The organism is Achromobacter sp. 01N37 (assembly GCF_056399725.1).
This window is the reverse complement of sequence record NZ_JBFTRX010000005.1, coordinates 449,072-465,089: the sequence shown is the minus strand read 5'-3', so window position 1 is coordinate 465,089 and position 16,018 is coordinate 449,072. Positions and strand designations below refer to the sequence as shown.

Genomic DNA, 16,018 nt, shown 5'->3' with positions numbered 1-16,018 from the left:
TCACTCATGAAAATCGCTTTTGTCTTTCCCGGCCAAGGTTCGCAAGCTGTCGGCATGCTGGATGCCTGGTCGGACGTTTCCGCCGTTACCGATACCGTCGCCCGTGCCTCGCAAGCGCTGGGGCAGGATTTGGGCGCGCTGATCGCCCAAGGGCCGGTGGAACAGCTCAACCTGACCACGAACACTCAGCCCGCCATGCTGACCGCAGGTGCTGCGTTCTACGCCGCCTGGTCCGCAGCGGGCGGCCGCAAGCCTGATGTCGTCGCCGGCCACAGCCTGGGCGAATACGCCGCGCTGACGGCCGCCGGCGCGCTTGCGCTGGAAGACGCCGTGCGCCTCGTGCGCGTGCGCGCTGACGCCATGCAAGCCGCAGTGCCGGTCGGCACGGGCGCCATGGCCGCCATTCTGGGTCTGGACGACGATGCTGTGCGTGCCGCGTGCGCCGCCGCCGCGCAAGGTGAAGTGGTCGAAGCCGTGAACTTCAATGCGCCCGCCCAGGTTGTGATCGCGGGCCACAAGGCCGCCGTCGAACGCGCTTGCGAGCTGGCCAAGGCTGCGGGCGCCAAGCGCGCGCTGCTGTTGCCCGTGTCCGCCCCGTTCCACTCCAGCCTGCTCAAGCCCGCCGCCGATGTGCTGGCTGGTGCGCTGGCCGGCGTGACGGTGTCGGCGCCCCAGATTCAAGTCATCAATAACGTCGACGTGGCGTCCCCCACCGACCCCGCCGCCATCCGTGATGCGCTGGTTCGCCAGGCGTGGCATCCTGTGCGCTGGGTTGAAACCCTGCGCGCCATGAAGGCGCAAGGCGTCACGCACGTCATCGAATGCGGTCCCGGCAAGGTGCTGGCCGGTTTGACCAAGCGTATCGACCCCGAACTTACCGGCCTGGCCATCACCGACCCCGCTTCGCTTGAAGCCGCGTTGGCCGTCGTTAACGGAAATTAAAGACATGGATAACTCGATCGAACTGCAAGGCAAGATCGCGCTGGTGACCGGCGCCACGCGCGGCATCGGCCGCGCCATCGCCCAGGAATTGGCTGCGCGCGGCGCAACCGTTGTGGGCACCGCCACGTCCGAATCGGGCGCGGCCGCCATCACCGAAGCGCTGGCGCCGTTTGGCGGCCGGGGCGTGGTGCTGAACGTGACCGACGCCGAAGCCTGCGACGCCCTGATCGACGCGCTGGGCAAGGAAGGCGGTGGTCCGCACATCCTCGTCAACAACGCCGGCATCACTCGCGACACGCTCGCCATGCGCATGAAGGACGACGATTGGTCGGCCGTGCTGGATACCAACCTGACGTCGGTGTTCCGCCTGTCGCGCGCCGTGTTGCGCAGCATGATGAAGGCCCGCTGGGGACGCATCATCAACGTGACTTCCGTGGTGGGCTCGAGCGGCAACGCCGGCCAGGCCAACTACGCCGCCGCGAAGGCGGGCGTGTCAGGAATGTCGCGCGCGCTGGCTCGTGAGTTGGGTAGCCGCAACATCACCGTGAACTGCGTCGCACCGGGTTTCATCGACACCGACATGACGCGTGCGCTGGCTGAGAGCCAGACCACCGCCTTGCTGCAGCAGATTCCGCTGGGCCGTTTGGGTTCGCCCGAAGACATCGCCCATGCGGTGGCCTTTTTGTCCGGGCCTCAAGCGGGTTACATTACCGGCACCACCCTGCACGTCAACGGCGGGATGTACATGCAATAAATCACGAATTGCGCGCAAGGCGGCCCAGGCTGCCGTGCCTCCACCGGGTTCCGGGCGGGGCTGTGCGTGATTCACCGGAAGCGCCGCATACCGGTATTTCTGATCCCTCTCGGGCAACAGATCCAGTGCGCGGTGTTATTTTTGTCACGGCCAGGCGTTGCTTTCCTCTACGCTTGGCTATAATTCGCGGGATTTTTCCCAATTGGAGATCTGCATGGAAAGCATCGAACAGCGCGTCAAGAAGATCGTCGCTGAACAACTTGGCGTGAACGAAGCCGAGATCAAGAACGAATCCTCCTTCCTTGACGACCTCGGTGCCGATTCGCTCGACATGGTCGAACTGGTCATGGCGCTCGAAGACGAATTCGAGACCGAGATCCCCGACGAAGAGGCCGAAAAGATCACGACCGTGCAACAAGCGATTGACTACATCAATTCGCACGGTAAGCAGTAAGCTCAGCCTATATCCTTCTGGTTGCCCGAATTTCGGGGCCAATCAGGAAACGGGGCGGTTTCAGGAATTTGCCGTGTGGTCCGCGTGCGGGAAGGGCGTTGTAAAGCCCGACCCGCTTTCGCGTGGATCACACGAGCAGCGCATCCCGAAAGCCGCCTTTCTTTTGTCTGTTTGAGGAGTCATCCGTGAAGCGACGTGTCGTCATCACTGGCCTTGGTATCGTTTCGCCCGTAGGAAGCGACCTGACCACCGCTTGGGACAATATCGTCAACGGACGTTCTGGCATCAGCCGCATCACCCGTTTCGATCCCTCGGCCATCACCACGCATATTGCTGGCGAAGTCAAAGACTTCGACATCAGCACCTATATCTCGTCCAAAGAAGCCCGCCAGATGGATACCTTCATCCATTACGGCCTGGCCGCCGGGATGCAGGCATGGCGCGATTGCGGCCTGGAAGTCACTGAAGCCAATGCCGAGCGCATTGGCGTGATCGTGGGTTCCGGTATCGGCGGTTTGCCGCGCATCGAAGAAACCCAGGTCGAATATATGGCCAAGGGTCCGCGACGGATCTCTCCGTTCTTCGTGCCGGGTTCGCTGATCAACCTGATCTCCGGTCATTTGTCCATTGCCTACGGCATGAAGGGCCCCAGCTACGCTGTTGTGTCGGCTTGCACGACCGGCCTGCACTGCATCGGCGACGCTGCTCGCCTCATTGAGTACGGTGATGCGGACGTCATGGTGGCAGGCGGCGCTGAGTCGACCGTGTCGCCGCTGGGCATTGGCGGTTTCGCTGCCATGCGCGCCTTGTCGACCCGTAACGATGATCCTCAGACGGCTTCGCGTCCCTGGGATCGCGACCGCGACGGTTTCGTCCTGGGCGAAGGCGCAGGCGTACTGGTGCTGGAAGAGTACGAACACGCCAAGAAGCGTGGCGCGCGCATTTATGGTGAGCTCGCCGGTTATGGCATGAGCTCCGACGCGCACCACATCACGGCTCCGGACAAGGACGGCCCGCGCCGCGGCGTCATCAACGCGCTGCGCAACGGTGGCCTGAATGCCGACGACATTCAGTATGTCAACGCACACGGCACGTCCACGCCTCTGGGTGACAAGAACGAAACCGAAGCGCTGAAGCTGGCGTTCGGCGATCACGCCAAGAAGCTGGTGGTCAATTCGACCAAGTCCATGACCGGGCACTTGCTCGGCGCGGCCGGCGGCATCGAGGCCGTGTTCACCACGTTGGCGGTGTACAACCAGGTTTCGCCTCCCACGATCAACATCTTCAATCAAGATCCGGAATGCGATCTGGATTACTGCGCGAATGAAGCGCGGCAGATGAAGATCGAGGTCGGCCTGTCCAACTCGTTCGGCTTCGGCGGCACCAACGGCTCCATGGCCGTGCGCCGGGTCTGATTTGGCAGGCTCCGACGCAGGGCGCTGGTCGTTTCAGGTGCCTGTGGAGCGCCCGCGCCGCGTCAGCACGCTTTGCGCGCTGGCGCTCGCGGCCACCGCAGCATCCGTGCTGACCGTGGCGTCCTGGTACGGCATGGCATGGGCAGCGGGCGCGATAATCGCGCTGCTGCTTATGCCCGCCGGGCTGTTACACTCGGCACGAAGTGGCCCGTCCCCGGTATCGGCATTACGCACGGCGACCGGAGCGGGACGCTGGCAGGTATGTTTGCCGCAAGGCTGGCAAGATGCCGAGCTGCGGCATCAGCAGCGCGGCTCGCGCTGGCTGACGCTCACTTTGCAGCCTTTGCCCACCGGGAGTACGGCCTTTACAAATAGCACCATTACCCTCACCGTCTGGCAGCGGACGTTGCGACCTGAGTCCTGGCGGCGTCTGTGCCTGCTGACGGGCACGGCGCGGCGCGCGCGCACGGCGGCACGCCTGCAGGAGGCGTCATGAGCGAACGCGAAGTCGACGCAGAATTGGTCGCGCGCGTTCAGCGGGGCGACAAAAAGGCATTCGATCTGCTGGTGCTGAAGTACCAGCGCAAGATTCTCCGACTGCTGGCCAGAATGATCCGCGACCCCTCGGAAATCGAGGACGTGGCCCAGGAAGCGTTCATCAAGGCCTATCGGGCCTTACCCCAGTTCCGGGGGGATAGCGCCTTCTACACCTGGCTGTACCGTATCGCCATCAATACGGCGCGCAACTGGCTGGCCTCGCAAGGCCGGCGTCCCAGCGCGCCCAACGCGATAGAAACGGAAGACGGTGAAACTTTTAACGAAACCGACAACCTAACCGATATAAGCACGCCGGAATCCATGGTTGCCAGCCGCGAAATCGCCGAGACGGTGAACGCGGCGATCGAGGAATTGCCCGAAGAGTTGCGCACCGCAATTGTCCTGCGTGAAATCGAAGGTATGAGTTACGAAGACATCGCCCAGAGCATGGATTGCCCGATCGGTACGGTGCGCTCCCGCATTTTTCGTGCGCGAGAAGCCATTGCGACCAAATTGCGTCCATTGCTTGGCACCGATGCCGAGCGTCGCTGGTAAGGAGTGGCAGTCATGCAAACCGCAGCCAAGTCCGTTGAAATCACCGAATCCTCCTGGGAGGAATCGGTTTCCGCCTGGATGGACGGAGAAGATTCCGACGATATATTTCCCAGTCTGTTGTCCAAGGAAGGACGTCAGACCTGGGACGCCTATCATTTGATCGGTGATTCCCTACGTAATTCTGATCTGGCATTGACGCCCAGCGCGGCTTTCCAGTCGCGCCTGGCGCGAGCGCTCGACGCTGAATTGCCTATCGTGGCGGCGCCTCGGCGCCGTTCGCCATTGCGCGTTGGCCTGTCCGGCCTGGCGGTGGCGGCAGCCGTTGCCACGGTCGCCTGGGTCGCGCAGCCCTACCTGACGGGCACGCCCGCCACGGAAGTGCGCGTGCTGGCCGATGCCAGCGGCACTCCCGCCTCTGCCTCCGCCGATGATTCGGGTCTGCGCGACTACCTGGAGGCCCATCGTCAGATGGCGGGTCCCAGCGCCGTGCGTCAGGTCTCGTTCGACGTCGGAGCGGGGCGTTGATGGCGGTGGTGTTACCAACTCGTTGGCCGCGCGTCGCCTCCTGGCACGCACACCGCGCTGGCTGGTTCGCCGCAACCCTGCTGACCGCCTTTCTGGCCGCGCACGAACCTGCGCGCGCGGCTGACCCGGCGCCGGCCACGGACGACGTCGTTCAGCTCTTGTCGCGTATTCAACAGGCCGCCCGCAAGCAGGACTACGCGGGCGTGTTCATGTATCAGCAAGGCGAGATGATCCAATCGTCGCGCCTGGTGCACGTTTTGGACGGTACCGGCGAGCGCGAGCGTCTGGAGATTCTGGACGGCCAGCCGCGCGAGTACCTGCGTCATAACGAAGACGTTCAGTGCCTGATCCCCGAGCGCAAGACCGTGCTGATCGAGCGTCGCCGCGGCGATCGCTTTCCCGGCTTGCTGTTGGGCGATCCGGCCAATCTTTCCGAGCACTACAAGATCCGTACGGAACCCGCGCTACATCGTGTGGCAGGCCGCGAATGCCGCTTGATCACGATCGAGCCGCTGGATAAGCTGCGCTACGGTTATCGCCTTTGTGCCGACGTCGAAACCAATCTCTTGCTGAAAGCGCAGACGCTGAACGCCGCGCGTGGCGTGGTGGAGCAGGTGTCGTTCACGTCGTTGCGCCTGGGCTCGGAAGTTGATCCGCAGTTGTTGACCTCGCGCTGGAGCACGCGCGACTGGAAGGTGCTTGAGCCTTCGATGACGCCGGTCGACCTGATGGCCCAGGGCTGGCGCATTCCTGCGCCCAAGGGCTTCAAGGTGATCATGCAGGTGGCGCGTTCGATGGGGCGCGGCGCAACGGTCAGCCAGATGGTCTTGTCCGACGGGTTGGCGGCAATCTCGGTGTTCATCGAGCCTTACGACAGCCAGCGCGGTCATCATCCGCCGCACGGCGCCGCCCAACGCGGCTCCATTACGGTCTATGGCACGCGCATCGCAGACTTCTGGTTGACGGCCGTGGGCGAAGTGCCCGTGGCGACGCTGGAACAGTTGGCGGAAGCGACAGAATATGTGCCCGCCGCACCTGCGGCAGCAGCGCCGGCGGCCGGGGCTGCGGGGTCCAAGTGACCTGCGGCTCGGCCAGCAAGCAGCAATTTCGGAGTTACTTATGAAAGCAATGACGGTGTCGAACGCTTTTTTCCGGCGCTTTCTGGCGGCTGTGGCGGCAGGGGTTTTCCTGTCCACGGCCTACGTGCCCGCTTCGGTCGCGCAGACGCCGACCGTGGCGTTGCCCGATTTCACGGGCATTGTTGAAAAGGCCGATCCCGCGGTCGTGAACATCCGCACGACGGCCACCGTGCCCGTGCGCGGCCCTGGTCCTGGCGGCAACGGCACCGACCCGTATGAACTGTTCCGCTGGTTCTTCGGCCCCGACATGCAGCCCCCGGGCCAGTCGCCCACTCCCCGCCAGCGCCCGCAGCCTTCACAACCTGAAGAGCGCACCGTACCGCGCGGCGTGGGTTCCGGCTTTTTCGTGTCCGACGATGGCTACATCCTGACGAACAACCACGTGGTGGTCGACGCCACGGATATTTACGTCACGCTGACCGACGGCCGCGAGTTCAAGGCCAAGGTCATCGGCACGGACGAGCGCACGGATGTGGCGCTGATCAAGATCGAAGCCAAGGACATGATTCCGCTGGTCATTGGCGACCCCAAGAAGCTGAAGAAGGGCCAATGGGTGCTGGCCATCGGTTCGCCGTTTGGCCTGGATTCCACGGTCACGTCGGGCATCGTCAGCGCCATCGGCCGCGATACCGGTGAATACCTGCCGTTCATCCAGACGGACGTAGCGGTCAACCCCGGTAACTCCGGCGGCCCGCTGATCAACCTGGATGGCGAGGTCGTGGGCATCAATTCCCAGATCATCTCGCGCAGCGGCGGCTTCATGGGCATTTCGCTGGCAATCCCGATCGACGAAGCCATGCGTGTGGTGGACCAATTGCGCGCCACGGGCAAGGTGACGCGCGGCCGTGTGGGCGTGCAGATCGGTGAAGTGGGCAAGGATGTGGCCGAAGCCATTGGCCTGCCCAAGGCCGAAGGCGCGCTGGTCAGCAGCGTGGAAGCCGAAGGCCCCGCCGAGCAAGCTGGCGTGCAGCCGGGCGACGTCATCCTCAAGTTCAACAATGAACCGATCAAGCGCTGGTCTGACCTGCCGCGTATCGTGGGCGAGACCAAGCCGGGCACCAAAGCCGACATGGAAGTGTGGCGCAAGGGCAAGAGCATGACGCTGTCGGTCAAGGTCGGTGAAATCCCGACCGAGAAGACCGCCGCCGCTGGCAAGAAGCCCGCACCGGTGCCGGAAGTGACCAACGCTCTGGGTCTGGGCGTGGTGGATGTGCCGGCCGATGTGCAGAAGAAATTGCGCATCAAGGGCGGGGTTCAGGTCAAGGTGGCTGAAGGCGCAGCAGGCAAGGCCGGCTTGCAGGAAGGCGACATTGTGTTGGCTCTGAACGACACTGACGTCACCGGCGCCAAACAGTTCGCCGAGCTCGTGGGCAAGCTGGATAAGACGCGCGCCGCAGGGTTGCTGGTTCGCCGAGGCGATCAGACGCAGTGGGTCGCAGTGCCCGCCTCGAAGTAACAGGGCGACAGGCCCCTGACAGGGGCTTTTTGCCAGGGGCTGGTCCCTAGGCAAAAAAAATTGCCCAAGACCAGCTAAAATGGCTGGTTGCCGCAAGAGGGGGCGCTTGGCGCCCCCTCGTTTTGCCCGGGCTTTGCCCGCCAGCGCCCCTCTCGTCAGCCGTGCGTACTCCGGCGGCGGTGTCTTCCGGCTTAGTGCCGAGTGTTCCGTCCCTTATAATTTCAAGCATGCAGCATATTCGCAACTTCTCCATCATTGCCCACATCGATCATGGCAAATCGACCTTGGCCGATCGCCTGATCCAGCGCTGCGGCGGATTGGCGGATCGCGAAATGTCGGCGCAGGTGCTCGATTCCATGGAAATCGAGCGCGAGCGCGGCATTACCATCAAGGCCCAGACGGCCGCTCTGCACTACAAGGCGCAGGACGGCAAGATCTACAACCTGAACCTGATCGACACCCCGGGGCACGTTGACTTCTCGTATGAAGTCAGCCGCTCGCTGTCGGCCTGCGAAGGCGCGCTGCTGGTGGTGGACGCGTCGCAAGGCGTGGAAGCGCAAACCGTCGCCAACTGCTACACCGCCATCGAGCTGGGTGTGGAAGTGGTGCCCGTGTTGAACAAGATGGATCTGCCGCAGGCCGATCCCGAAGGCGCCCGCCAGGAAGTCGAAGACGTCATCGGCATCGACGCCTCTGAAGCCGTGCTGGCCAGCGCCAAGACGGGCATGGGCATCGACGAAATTCTGGAAACCATTGTGGCCCGCGTGCCGGCGCCCAAGGGCGACCCCGACGCGCCGCTGCAAGCGCTGGTCATCGACTCGTGGTTCGACAACTACGTGGGCGTGGTCATGCTGGTGCGCATCATCAACGGCGTGCTCAAGCCCAAGGACAAGATCCTCTTGATGGCCTCCGGCGCCACCCACCTGTGCGAGCAGACCGGTGTGTTCACGCCGAAGTCGCAGCAGCGCCCGCATCTGTCGGCGGGCGAGGTTGGCTTCATCATCGCCGGCATCAAGCAGCTGGAAGACGCCAAGGTGGGCGATACGGTCACCCTGGCCAACAAGCCGGCCGCCGCTGCGCTGCCGGGCTTCAAGGAAGTGAAGCCGCAGGTGTTCGCCGGCCTGTACCCGGTGGAAAGCTCTGAATACGACCAACTGCGCGATTCGCTCGACAAGCTCAAGCTGAACGACGCCGCGCTGATGTTCGAGCCGGAAGTCTCGCAAGCGCTGGGCTTCGGTTTCCGCTGCGGCTTCCTGGGCCTGTTGCACATGGAAATCGTGCAAGAGCGCCTGGAGCGCGAATTCGATATGGACATCATCACCACCGCGCCGTCGGTGGTGTATGAAGTCGAGCAGCGCGATGGCTCCGTCATCACGGTGGAAAGCCCGTCGCGCATGCCGGAAGTGGGCAAGATCCAGGACATTCGCGAGCCCATCGTGAAGGTCACGCTGTTCATGCCGCAGGACTATGTCGGCCCCGTGATGACGCTGTGCAATAACAAGCGCGGCTCGCAGGTCAACATGAGCTATCACGGCCRTCAGGTTCACCTGGTGTACGAGATCCCGCTGGCGGAAATCGTGCTGGACTTCTTCGACAAGCTGAAGTCGGTGTCGCGCGGCTATGCCTCGATGGACTACGAGTTCCTTGAGTACCGCTCGGCTGATGTGGTGCGCGTGGACTTGCTGATCAACAACGACCGCGTTGATGCGCTGGCCGTGATCGTCCACCGCAGCAATGCGCGCCATCGCGCCCGTGATGTCGTGACCCGCATGCGTGGCCTGATCCCGCGCCAGATGTTCGACGTGGTGATCCAGGCAGCCATCGGCGCTGAAATCATTGCGCGTGAAAACGTGAAGGCGCTGCGCAAGAACGTGTTGGCCAAGTGTTATGGCGGCGACATCTCGCGCAAGAAGAAGCTGCTTGAAAAGCAGAAGGCCGGCAAGAAGCGCATGAAGCAGGTGGGTAGCGTTGAGATTCCGCAGGAGGCGTTCCTGGCCATCCTGCAAGTGGAAGACAAGTAGAACCAAAAGAAGGCGGTTAGCTGATGAGTTGGAACTTTGCCCTGATCCTGTTTGTTCTGCTGGTCTTGACCGGCATTATCTGGGTGCTTGATCTGGCAGTGCTACGGCGTGGCCGTGAAGCACGGGCGCAAGCGGCAATGGCGCAGTACGATGCGGCCCTGATCGGCGACGCGCACGAAGCCGAGCGGCTGCGCCGCGAAGCCGGTGACGCCGCCCGCCGCGTGCCGTGGTGGATCGAATATGCCGTCAGCTTCTTTCCCGTCATCCTGTTCGTGTTCATGCTGCGTTCGTTCGTGGTCGAGCCGTTCCGGATTCCGTCGGGCTCGATGTTGCCGACCTTGCAGTCTGGCGATCTGATCCTGGTGAACAAGTTCAGCTATGGCTTGCGCTTGCCCGTCATCGACAAGAAGGTCGTCGACATCGGCAAGCCCGCGCGCGGCGATGTGTTTGTGTTCCGCTATCCGGTTGATCCGGACGTGGATTACATCAAGCGCGTGGTCGGCCTGCCTGGCGACGAGATCGCTTATCTGGACAAAAAACTGTACGTAAACGGCGAATTGGTGCCGCATGTGCGCGACGGCGACTACTTCGAGCCGGATCGTGTGTCGTATATCGCACAATATAAAGAGAAGTTGGGCGACGTTGAGCACAAGATCCTGCTAGATGAAGGCAAGCCGCAAGATTATTCGCCGATGTGGCAATTTCCTCACCGCGAGAACTGCCAATACAGCCGCAATGGGGTACGCTGCAAAGTACCCGAAGGCAGTTATTTCGCCATGGGCGATAATCGGGATAACAGCGCAGACAGCCGATACTGGGGCTTCGTTCCGGAATCCAATATCGTCGGACGCGCCTTCTTCATCTGGATGAATTTCAGCGATCTCAGCCGCATTGGCCGGTTCAACTGATTATGTCGCTAGCCACGCTAGAAAACCGCCTGGATCACCACTTCGGTGATCCAGCCTTGCTTGAACAGGCACTGACGCATCGCAGTCATGGTGCGCGTCACAACGAGCGTTTGGAATTCCTTGGGGATTCCGTGCTGAACTTCGTTGTGGCCGCCATGCTGTTTGAACGCTATTCCAAAATCGACGAAGGCGACTTGTCGCGGCTGCGGGCCAATCTGGTCAAGCAGGCCTCGCTGGCCGACATCGCCCAACGCCTGGAGCTGTCGCAGTATCTGCGCCTGGGCGAAGGCGAATTGAAAAGCGGCGGGTTCCGCCGTCCGTCGATTCTTGCCGATACCGTCGAGGCGCTGTTCGGCGCCGTCTTCCTGGATGCGGGCTTTGATGCCGCGCGTCGCGTGATCGTGCGCCAGTACCAGCCGGTACTGGCCTCGGTCGACCCCAAAACGCTGGGCAAGGACGCCAAGACCTTGCTGCAAGAATTCTTGCAAGGCCGCAAGCTGGCGCTGCCGTTGTACACGGTGGTGGCCACGCATGGCGCGGCTCACAGCCAGCAGTTCGAAGTCGAGTGTGCCATTCCGGCGCTCGAGATCAAGGTTACGGCGCCCGGCGCCAGCCGCCGTGCCGCCGAGCAATCGGCGGCCAAGCTGGCTTTGGAGGCCGCGCTGGCCATCAGCCCGGCCACCAAGGCTGCCCGCAAGTCGGGCAAGGCGCGCAAAACCGCGCAATTGTCGCTGCCTGTGGCAGTGGCTCAAGAGACTAAATGAGCGATACCCCTTTTCGTACCGGCTTTATTGCCATCGTTGGCCGCCCCAATGTGGGCAAGTCCACGCTGACGAACGCCCTGATCGGTTCCAAGATTTCCATCGTGTCGCGCAAGGCGCAGACCACGCGCCACCGCATTCATGGCGTGCTGACGCGCGAGCACGAGCAGTTCGTTTTCGTTGACACCCCGGGTTTCCAGACGCGCCATGGCGGCGCCATGAACCGCATGATGAACCGCGTGGTGACGCAGGCTTTGGCCGACGTTGACGTGGTGGTGCATGTGGTCGAAGCCGGCAAGTGGTCGGAAGGCGACGCGAAGCTGCTGCCGCTGTTGCCCAACCCCGAGCGCACGATTCTGGTCGTCTCGAAGATTGACCAAATGAAGAATCGCGATGATCTCTTCGCCTTCGTGTCCAAGATCATGGCGCTGCATCCGTTCGGCGCCGTGGTGCCCGTCAGCGCCACGAAGAAGCAGCAGCTGGATCAGCTGCTGGAAGAAATCGCGACCCGCCTGCCGGAAGGCGAGGCGATGTTCGAAGAAGACACGCTGACCGATCGCCCCATGCGCTTCATCGCCGCCGAACTGGTGCGCGAGAAGATCTTCCGCCTGGTCGGCGACGAACTGCCGTACGGCTGTACCGTCGTCATCGAGCAATGGGAAGAAACCGACAAGGGCGCCAGCATCAACGCCTGCGTGGTGGTCGAGCGCGACAGCCACAAGCCCATCCTGCTGGGCACGGGCGGCATGCACATGAAGCGCATCGCCTCGGAGGCGCGGCAAGACATCGCCAAGCTGCTGGACAAGCCCGTGCACCTGGAGGTCTATATCAAGGTGCGCAAGGGCTGGTCCGACCGCGAGGGTGCGCTCCGCGATCTGGGCTATGAGTAGACGGGCGCCTCGCGTCCAGGACCGCCCGGGATTTATGTTGCACGCCACTGCGTGGCGTGAAACTTCCCTTATTGTTCAAACGTTCTCCCGCGATCATGGCTGTGTGGCCATGGTCGCCAAGGGCGCCAAGCGCCCGTACTCCGTGCTGCGCCCCGTCTTGTCGGCCTTTCAGCCCTTGCTGCTGTCCTGGACCGGCAATGGCGACGTCAAGACGCTGACGCGCGCCGAGATCGCCGGCATCCGTCCGCTGACGGGCACCGCGCTGATGTCCGCCTGGTACATGAACGAGCTGCTGCTGCGTTTGCTGCCACGCGAAGACGCCCACCCCTTGCTGTTCGATGCCTACGACATGGCCTTGCAGCAGTTGTCCAATGGCACGCGCGCCGCTGGGGCCTTGCGCCGCTTTGAATGGACGCTGCTGCGCGAAACCGGCTATGGCGTCGATGAGGCCGCCCCCGATTTCGAAGACACCACGATCGAGCCCGCATTGCGGCGCGATCTGCGTGAGCGATTGTCCGAGATTCTTGCCGGCCGTCCGCTGTCCACGCGGCGCGTGCTGATGGATCTGCAACGCATCTGAGCGCGTGTCGCCCCGCCTATGACCTTCACGCTAAAACAGGTCGAGACGTTTCGCACCGTCTATGAAACGGAAAGCGTGACCGCGGCGGCGCGCCGGCTGGACGTGTCGCCCGCGACGGTCAGCGCCACCTTGGCGGCACTGGAAGCCAGCATTGAATTGCGCCTGTTCGAACGCGTGCGCCAGCGCATGCAGCGCACGCCGGAAGCCACACTGCTGTACGAGGAAATCCGCCGCCTGAATGTGGGCCTGGAAAGCCTGGGGCGCAAAATCCGCGCGATCCGTGGCGCTGCCCAACCGCGATTGCGCATCGGCTGTATCCACGCCTATAGCGGGGCCATCGTCAGCGACGCCATCTCGCGTTTCCGCGACCGCTATCCCGATACGCCGCTGTACCTGCAAATTCGCGACTCCAATACCCTGCGCGACATGGTGGTGTCGGGCGAACTCGACCTGGCCATGGTGGCCGATGAGTCCGAGCTGGAAGGGCTGCGGGGGCATCGGCTGGCCAGCTTGCGCGCCGTGGCCGTCTTTCCGGCGGGGCATGCGTTATCGCGCGTGGAGCGTGTCGATTTTGCCCACCTTGCCGACGAAGATGTGATTGCGTTGAACGCCGAGGATGGCTCGCGCAAACGATTGGATGCGTTGTTGCGTCAAGCGGGACACAGCCTGCGCGTGGCGATCGAGACCCCGTATTCCAGCACCGTGTGCCAACTGGCGCTGGCCGGGCACGGTGTGGGCATCGCCAACCCGGCGACGGCGGTGGGCATGGAGGCCGCAGGGCTTTCCTATCGACCGCTTACCGCCTTGGTGCATTTTGAATGCCACATGATTCTGCATGGCAGCCGGCCCTTGTCCGAGGCGGGTAAATTCTGGGCCACCTGCCTGCGCGGCGTGCTGGCTCCGCTGGTGGATCGCTTCGGTGTCTAGCGCCGGTTCCTGCGCTGTTGCAGGAACCAGCGGCAGACAAGCGATCAGCCGCGACGTCCGTCGGAAGTCACCATCAGTACGACCGAAGACTCGGCATCCAACACGCCCGCGCGGCGCAGCTGGGACACGGCCGCCAGCGCGGCGGCGGACGACAGCTCGGCGCTGATCCCCTTGCGTGCCAGACGCTGCTGCGCCTGGGTGGCTGCTGCGTCAGACACGTCTACCGGCGTCCCCCCCGACCGTTCCAACGCGGCCAGCGATTGCAGCGTGCAGGTGCCACCTGCAATCGAATACTGCTCCGTTGCGCCTTCCCACAGGCCGCGCGCATCGCCCGTAGCCAGGGCCTGCGACAAGCGCGCATACGGCTCGACGGCGTGCAGGCGGGGCAGGCGAGCGATGCGCCCGGTGTCGAACAGGTGCTGCCACCCCAGAAAAATTCCCCAGAGCAGATCCCCGCGTGCCGTGGGAACGATGATGTCCGTGGGCGCGCCGCACTGATCGAAGATTTCCTGCGCGATGGGCTTATAGCCTTCGACGCCATAGGGATGCGTGCCGACCGGCGGATTCAGGTAGTTGGTGCCGGCAAACGCCCCGTGGTTGCGGCACAGGTCTTCCACATAGGGCCAGCGCGCCAGGCTGTCGTCAAAGGCGCTGAGCGTGGCGCCGAAGCGTTCCATGGCCTCCCGTTGCAGGGGCGGGCAGTTGCGGGTGATGGCGATATCGGCGTGCAAACCGGCAGCGGCGCAATACGCGGCGATCGAAACGCCAGCGTTCCCGCTGGACGCGGCCGCCACGCGGGTAACGCCGCTTAAGGCCGCGCGCGACACCAACTGGGCTGCCATCCGATCCTTGTGGCTGCCGGTGGGGTTGGCGCCTTCGCACTTGAGCCAAAGCTGGCCAACGCCTTCGGCTTGTGCAAGGTCCGCGGCGTTCAGGCAGGGCGTGGCGCCTTCGCCCAGCGTCACCGGCGCCAGCACCGGCAAGGGAATCGCATCGTCCGTGTCCGTGGACGTGTAGCGGCATTCCAAGGTGGCGGGGTGGCCCGCTGCCAGGCAAGTGGGGCAGCCTTCGGGATAGTCACCGGGGGGCCACAGGCTGGCGCACCGGATACAACGCAGGCCGGACAATCTAGGGTTCATCTGCATGGGTCAGTATTGTGAAGCAAGGGAGTCCAGGGGACGGGCGGGCGCAACTTGGATCAGGCAATCGCCCGGGTCGCTTCGGGCGATGGCGCGTAGGCAGACCACGGTGCCCGTCTGCGGGCTAAGCAAGCCCTGCATGGGCTTATCGGGCCGGGCAGGCTCAATCAAACGGCCAATGCGTTGGCCCGCCGTGATGATCTGCCCCAGCTCGACGCTGGGCACGAACACACCGGCATCGCTTGCCCGCAGGGTGGCGGCAGGCACGTCCAGGTCGTAAGTCTGAACGGCGGGATACGTCGGGCGCGGCGCGTTCGGCAACAGGCCCAGTTCGCTCAGGCAACCCAACAGCCCATCCCGGCACCCATCGGCAAGGCTGCTGCGGGTTTCCCGGCCGCCTCCAATTTCCGCGCTCAGGCGCAACACGCCGTGGCGGCTGGCGGCCGCAGGCATCGAGCCGGCTTCATTGCCGCGAAAGAACATGCAGTGCGGCAAGCCGAAGGCGCGCGCCAGCGCCGGCAGGCGTTCGTCGAAGGCGTCGTCGCCGTATCGCGTGATGACGGACGACGGCACATAGCGCAGTGACGCGCCGCCGCTGTGCACGTCGACCATGGCCTGGATGTGCGGCAACAGCTTCGCTTCCAGGGCGGCGGCCACGCTTTCGGTATAGCCACGCGCCGGCGCGCCCAGGAAGGCGCGGTTCAAATTGCCGCCGTCATTGGGTGATAGCCGGGTGCCAGCCAGCGAGGCTTCGGCATTGACGGCGGGCAGCAGATAGACGGTGCCGCGTTGCAGAACCGTGGGCAGGTGGTGCCACAAGTCCAGGATGGCCGCCTGGCCTTCCCATTCATCGCCATGCACGCCGGCAATCAGGGCAACGGCCGGGCCGGGGCCTGCCTCAACGCGCAGCATGGGAATGGTGACGCGGCGGTACGCCGACTCGTTGGTGGCGGCGGCAACGGAAAAATCTTCGCGGCTTACGCGGACCATGCGGCGCCTCCGGCGGGGCTGCACA

The 16,018-nt window shown here is 63.6% G+C and carries 16 protein-coding genes; 14 read left to right on the top strand and 2 right to left on the bottom strand.

Going from position 1 to position 16,018, the window contains the following annotated elements:
- Nucleotides 1-6 precede the first annotated feature (6 nt).
- The 14 genes from fabD to AC1DSJ_RS13565 all read left to right on the top strand — a co-directional run bounded on the left by fabD (nt 7) and on the right by AC1DSJ_RS13565 (nt 13,864).
- A complete protein-coding gene (gene fabD, locus AC1DSJ_RS13630; protein ID WP_054424031.1) occupies nt 7-942 on the top strand; it encodes an ACP S-malonyltransferase in 936 nt (311 codons plus the stop codon).
- Between the two features lie 4 nt (nt 943-946).
- Nucleotides 947-1,696 carry a 3-oxoacyl-ACP reductase FabG gene (gene fabG, locus AC1DSJ_RS13625; protein ID WP_054424028.1) on the top strand — a complete coding sequence of 250 codons (750 nt, stop codon included), beginning with the start codon at nt 947-949 and terminating at the stop codon, nt 1,694-1,696.
- A gap of 214 nt (nt 1,697-1,910) precedes the next feature.
- Nucleotides 1,911-2,150, top strand: coding sequence for an acyl carrier protein (gene acpP / locus AC1DSJ_RS13620; RefSeq protein ID WP_003813816.1), 240 nt, complete (start codon nt 1,911-1,913; stop codon nt 2,148-2,150).
- Between the two features lie 185 nt (nt 2,151-2,335).
- Nucleotides 2,336-3,565 (top strand): beta-ketoacyl-ACP synthase II, encoded by a 1,230-nt coding sequence (gene fabF / locus AC1DSJ_RS13615; protein ID WP_175169606.1) that lies wholly within the window; start codon nt 2,336-2,338, stop codon nt 3,563-3,565.
- 492 nt (nt 3,566-4,057) lie between these two features.
- Nucleotides 4,058-4,657, top strand: a complete 600-nt coding sequence (gene rpoE, locus AC1DSJ_RS13610) for an RNA polymerase sigma factor RpoE (RefSeq protein WP_006218045.1) — start codon at nt 4,058-4,060, stop codon at nt 4,655-4,657.
- A gap of 12 nt (nt 4,658-4,669) precedes the next feature.
- Nucleotides 4,670-5,182 (top strand): sigma-E factor negative regulatory protein, encoded by a 513-nt coding sequence (locus AC1DSJ_RS13605; protein ID WP_054424024.1) that lies wholly within the window; start codon nt 4,670-4,672, stop codon nt 5,180-5,182.
- Complete coding sequence (locus AC1DSJ_RS13600) at nt 5,182-6,261, top strand: MucB/RseB C-terminal domain-containing protein (protein WP_054424022.1); 1,080 nt, start codon at nt 5,182-5,184, stop codon at nt 6,259-6,261. Before AC1DSJ_RS13605 ends, AC1DSJ_RS13600 begins: the two co-directional genes overlap by 1 nt.
- A 40-nt stretch (nt 6,262-6,301) precedes the next feature.
- Complete coding sequence (locus AC1DSJ_RS13595) at nt 6,302-7,777, top strand: DegQ family serine endoprotease (RefSeq protein WP_175169608.1); 1,476 nt, start codon at nt 6,302-6,304, stop codon at nt 7,775-7,777.
- Nucleotides 7,778-8,004: 227 nt separating this feature from the next.
- Nucleotides 8,005-9,798 carry a translation elongation factor 4 gene (gene lepA, locus AC1DSJ_RS13590; protein ID WP_476760325.1) on the top strand — a complete coding sequence of 598 codons (1,794 nt, stop codon included), beginning with the start codon at nt 8,005-8,007 and terminating at the stop codon, nt 9,796-9,798.
- Between the two features lie 23 nt (nt 9,799-9,821).
- On the top strand, nt 9,822-10,706 hold the full coding sequence (gene lepB / locus AC1DSJ_RS13585) for a signal peptidase I (RefSeq protein ID WP_054424016.1): 885 nt from the start codon (nt 9,822-9,824) through the stop codon (nt 10,704-10,706).
- Nucleotides 10,707-10,708: 2 nt separating this feature from the next.
- On the top strand, nt 10,709-11,470 hold the full coding sequence (gene rnc, locus AC1DSJ_RS13580) for a ribonuclease III (protein WP_006218051.1): 762 nt from the start codon (nt 10,709-10,711) through the stop codon (nt 11,468-11,470).
- Nucleotides 11,467-12,357 (top strand): GTPase Era, encoded by an 891-nt coding sequence (gene era / locus AC1DSJ_RS13575; RefSeq protein WP_054424015.1) that lies wholly within the window; start codon nt 11,467-11,469, stop codon nt 12,355-12,357. Before rnc ends, era begins: the two co-directional genes overlap by 4 nt.
- A complete protein-coding gene (gene recO, locus AC1DSJ_RS13570) occupies nt 12,350-12,937 on the top strand; it encodes a DNA repair protein RecO (RefSeq protein WP_054424013.1) in 588 nt (195 codons plus the stop codon). Before era ends, recO begins: the two co-directional genes overlap by 8 nt.
- A gap of 18 nt (nt 12,938-12,955) precedes the next feature.
- Entirely contained in the window at nt 12,956-13,864 is a 909-nt protein-coding gene (locus tag AC1DSJ_RS13565; protein ID WP_441370637.1) for a LysR substrate-binding domain-containing protein, read from the top strand.
- Nucleotides 13,865-13,908: 44 nt separating this feature from the next.
- Here the strand turns inward: AC1DSJ_RS13565 and AC1DSJ_RS13560 are convergent, their stop codons facing one another.
- A complete protein-coding gene (locus AC1DSJ_RS13560; protein ID WP_441370638.1) occupies nt 13,909-15,009 on the bottom strand; it encodes a pyridoxal-phosphate dependent enzyme in 1,101 nt (366 codons plus the stop codon).
- Between the two features lie 3 nt (nt 15,010-15,012).
- The gene (locus AC1DSJ_RS13555) at nt 15,013-15,993 is read right to left on the bottom strand and encodes a M14 family metallopeptidase (protein ID WP_342067114.1); all 981 of its coding nucleotides are present in this window, start codon (nt 15,991-15,993) and stop codon (nt 15,013-15,015) included.
- Nucleotides 15,994-16,018: the final 25 nt, after the last annotated feature.

What these genes read in the sequence shown, in the direction of transcription:
- fabD (WP_054424031.1), top strand. Translation starts at nt 7, where the DNA reads ATGAAAATCGCTTTTGTCTTTCCCGGCCAAGGTTCGCAAGCTGTCGGC.
- fabG (WP_054424028.1), top strand. Translation starts at nt 947, where the DNA reads ATGGATAACTCGATCGAACTGCAAGGCAAGATCGCGCTGGTGACCGGC.
- acpP (WP_003813816.1), top strand. Translation starts at nt 1,911, where the DNA reads ATGGAAAGCATCGAACAGCGCGTCAAGAAGATCGTCGCTGAACAACTT.
- rpoE (WP_006218045.1), top strand. Translation starts at nt 4,058, where the DNA reads ATGAGCGAACGCGAAGTCGACGCAGAATTGGTCGCGCGCGTTCAGCGG.
- AC1DSJ_RS13605 (WP_054424024.1), top strand. Translation starts at nt 4,670, where the DNA reads ATGCAAACCGCAGCCAAGTCCGTTGAAATCACCGAATCCTCCTGGGAG.
- AC1DSJ_RS13600 (WP_054424022.1), top strand. Translation starts at nt 5,182, where the DNA reads ATGGCGGTGGTGTTACCAACTCGTTGGCCGCGCGTCGCCTCCTGGCAC.
- AC1DSJ_RS13595 (WP_175169608.1), top strand. Translation starts at nt 6,302, where the DNA reads ATGAAAGCAATGACGGTGTCGAACGCTTTTTTCCGGCGCTTTCTGGCG.
- lepB (WP_054424016.1), top strand. Translation starts at nt 9,822, where the DNA reads ATGAGTTGGAACTTTGCCCTGATCCTGTTTGTTCTGCTGGTCTTGACC.
- rnc (WP_006218051.1), top strand. Translation starts at nt 10,709, where the DNA reads ATGTCGCTAGCCACGCTAGAAAACCGCCTGGATCACCACTTCGGTGAT.
- era (WP_054424015.1), top strand. Translation starts at nt 11,467, where the DNA reads ATGAGCGATACCCCTTTTCGTACCGGCTTTATTGCCATCGTTGGCCGC.
- recO (WP_054424013.1), top strand. Translation starts at nt 12,350, where the DNA reads ATGAGTAGACGGGCGCCTCGCGTCCAGGACCGCCCGGGATTTATGTTG.
- AC1DSJ_RS13565 (WP_441370637.1), top strand. Translation starts at nt 12,956, where the DNA reads ATGACCTTCACGCTAAAACAGGTCGAGACGTTTCGCACCGTCTATGAA.
- AC1DSJ_RS13560 (WP_441370638.1), bottom strand. Translation starts at nt 15,009, where the DNA reads ATGCAGATGAACCCTAGATTGTCCGGCCTGCGTTGTATCCGGTGCGCC.
- AC1DSJ_RS13555 (WP_342067114.1), bottom strand. Translation starts at nt 15,993, where the DNA reads ATGGTCCGCGTAAGCCGCGAAGATTTTTCCGTTGCCGCCGCCACCAAC.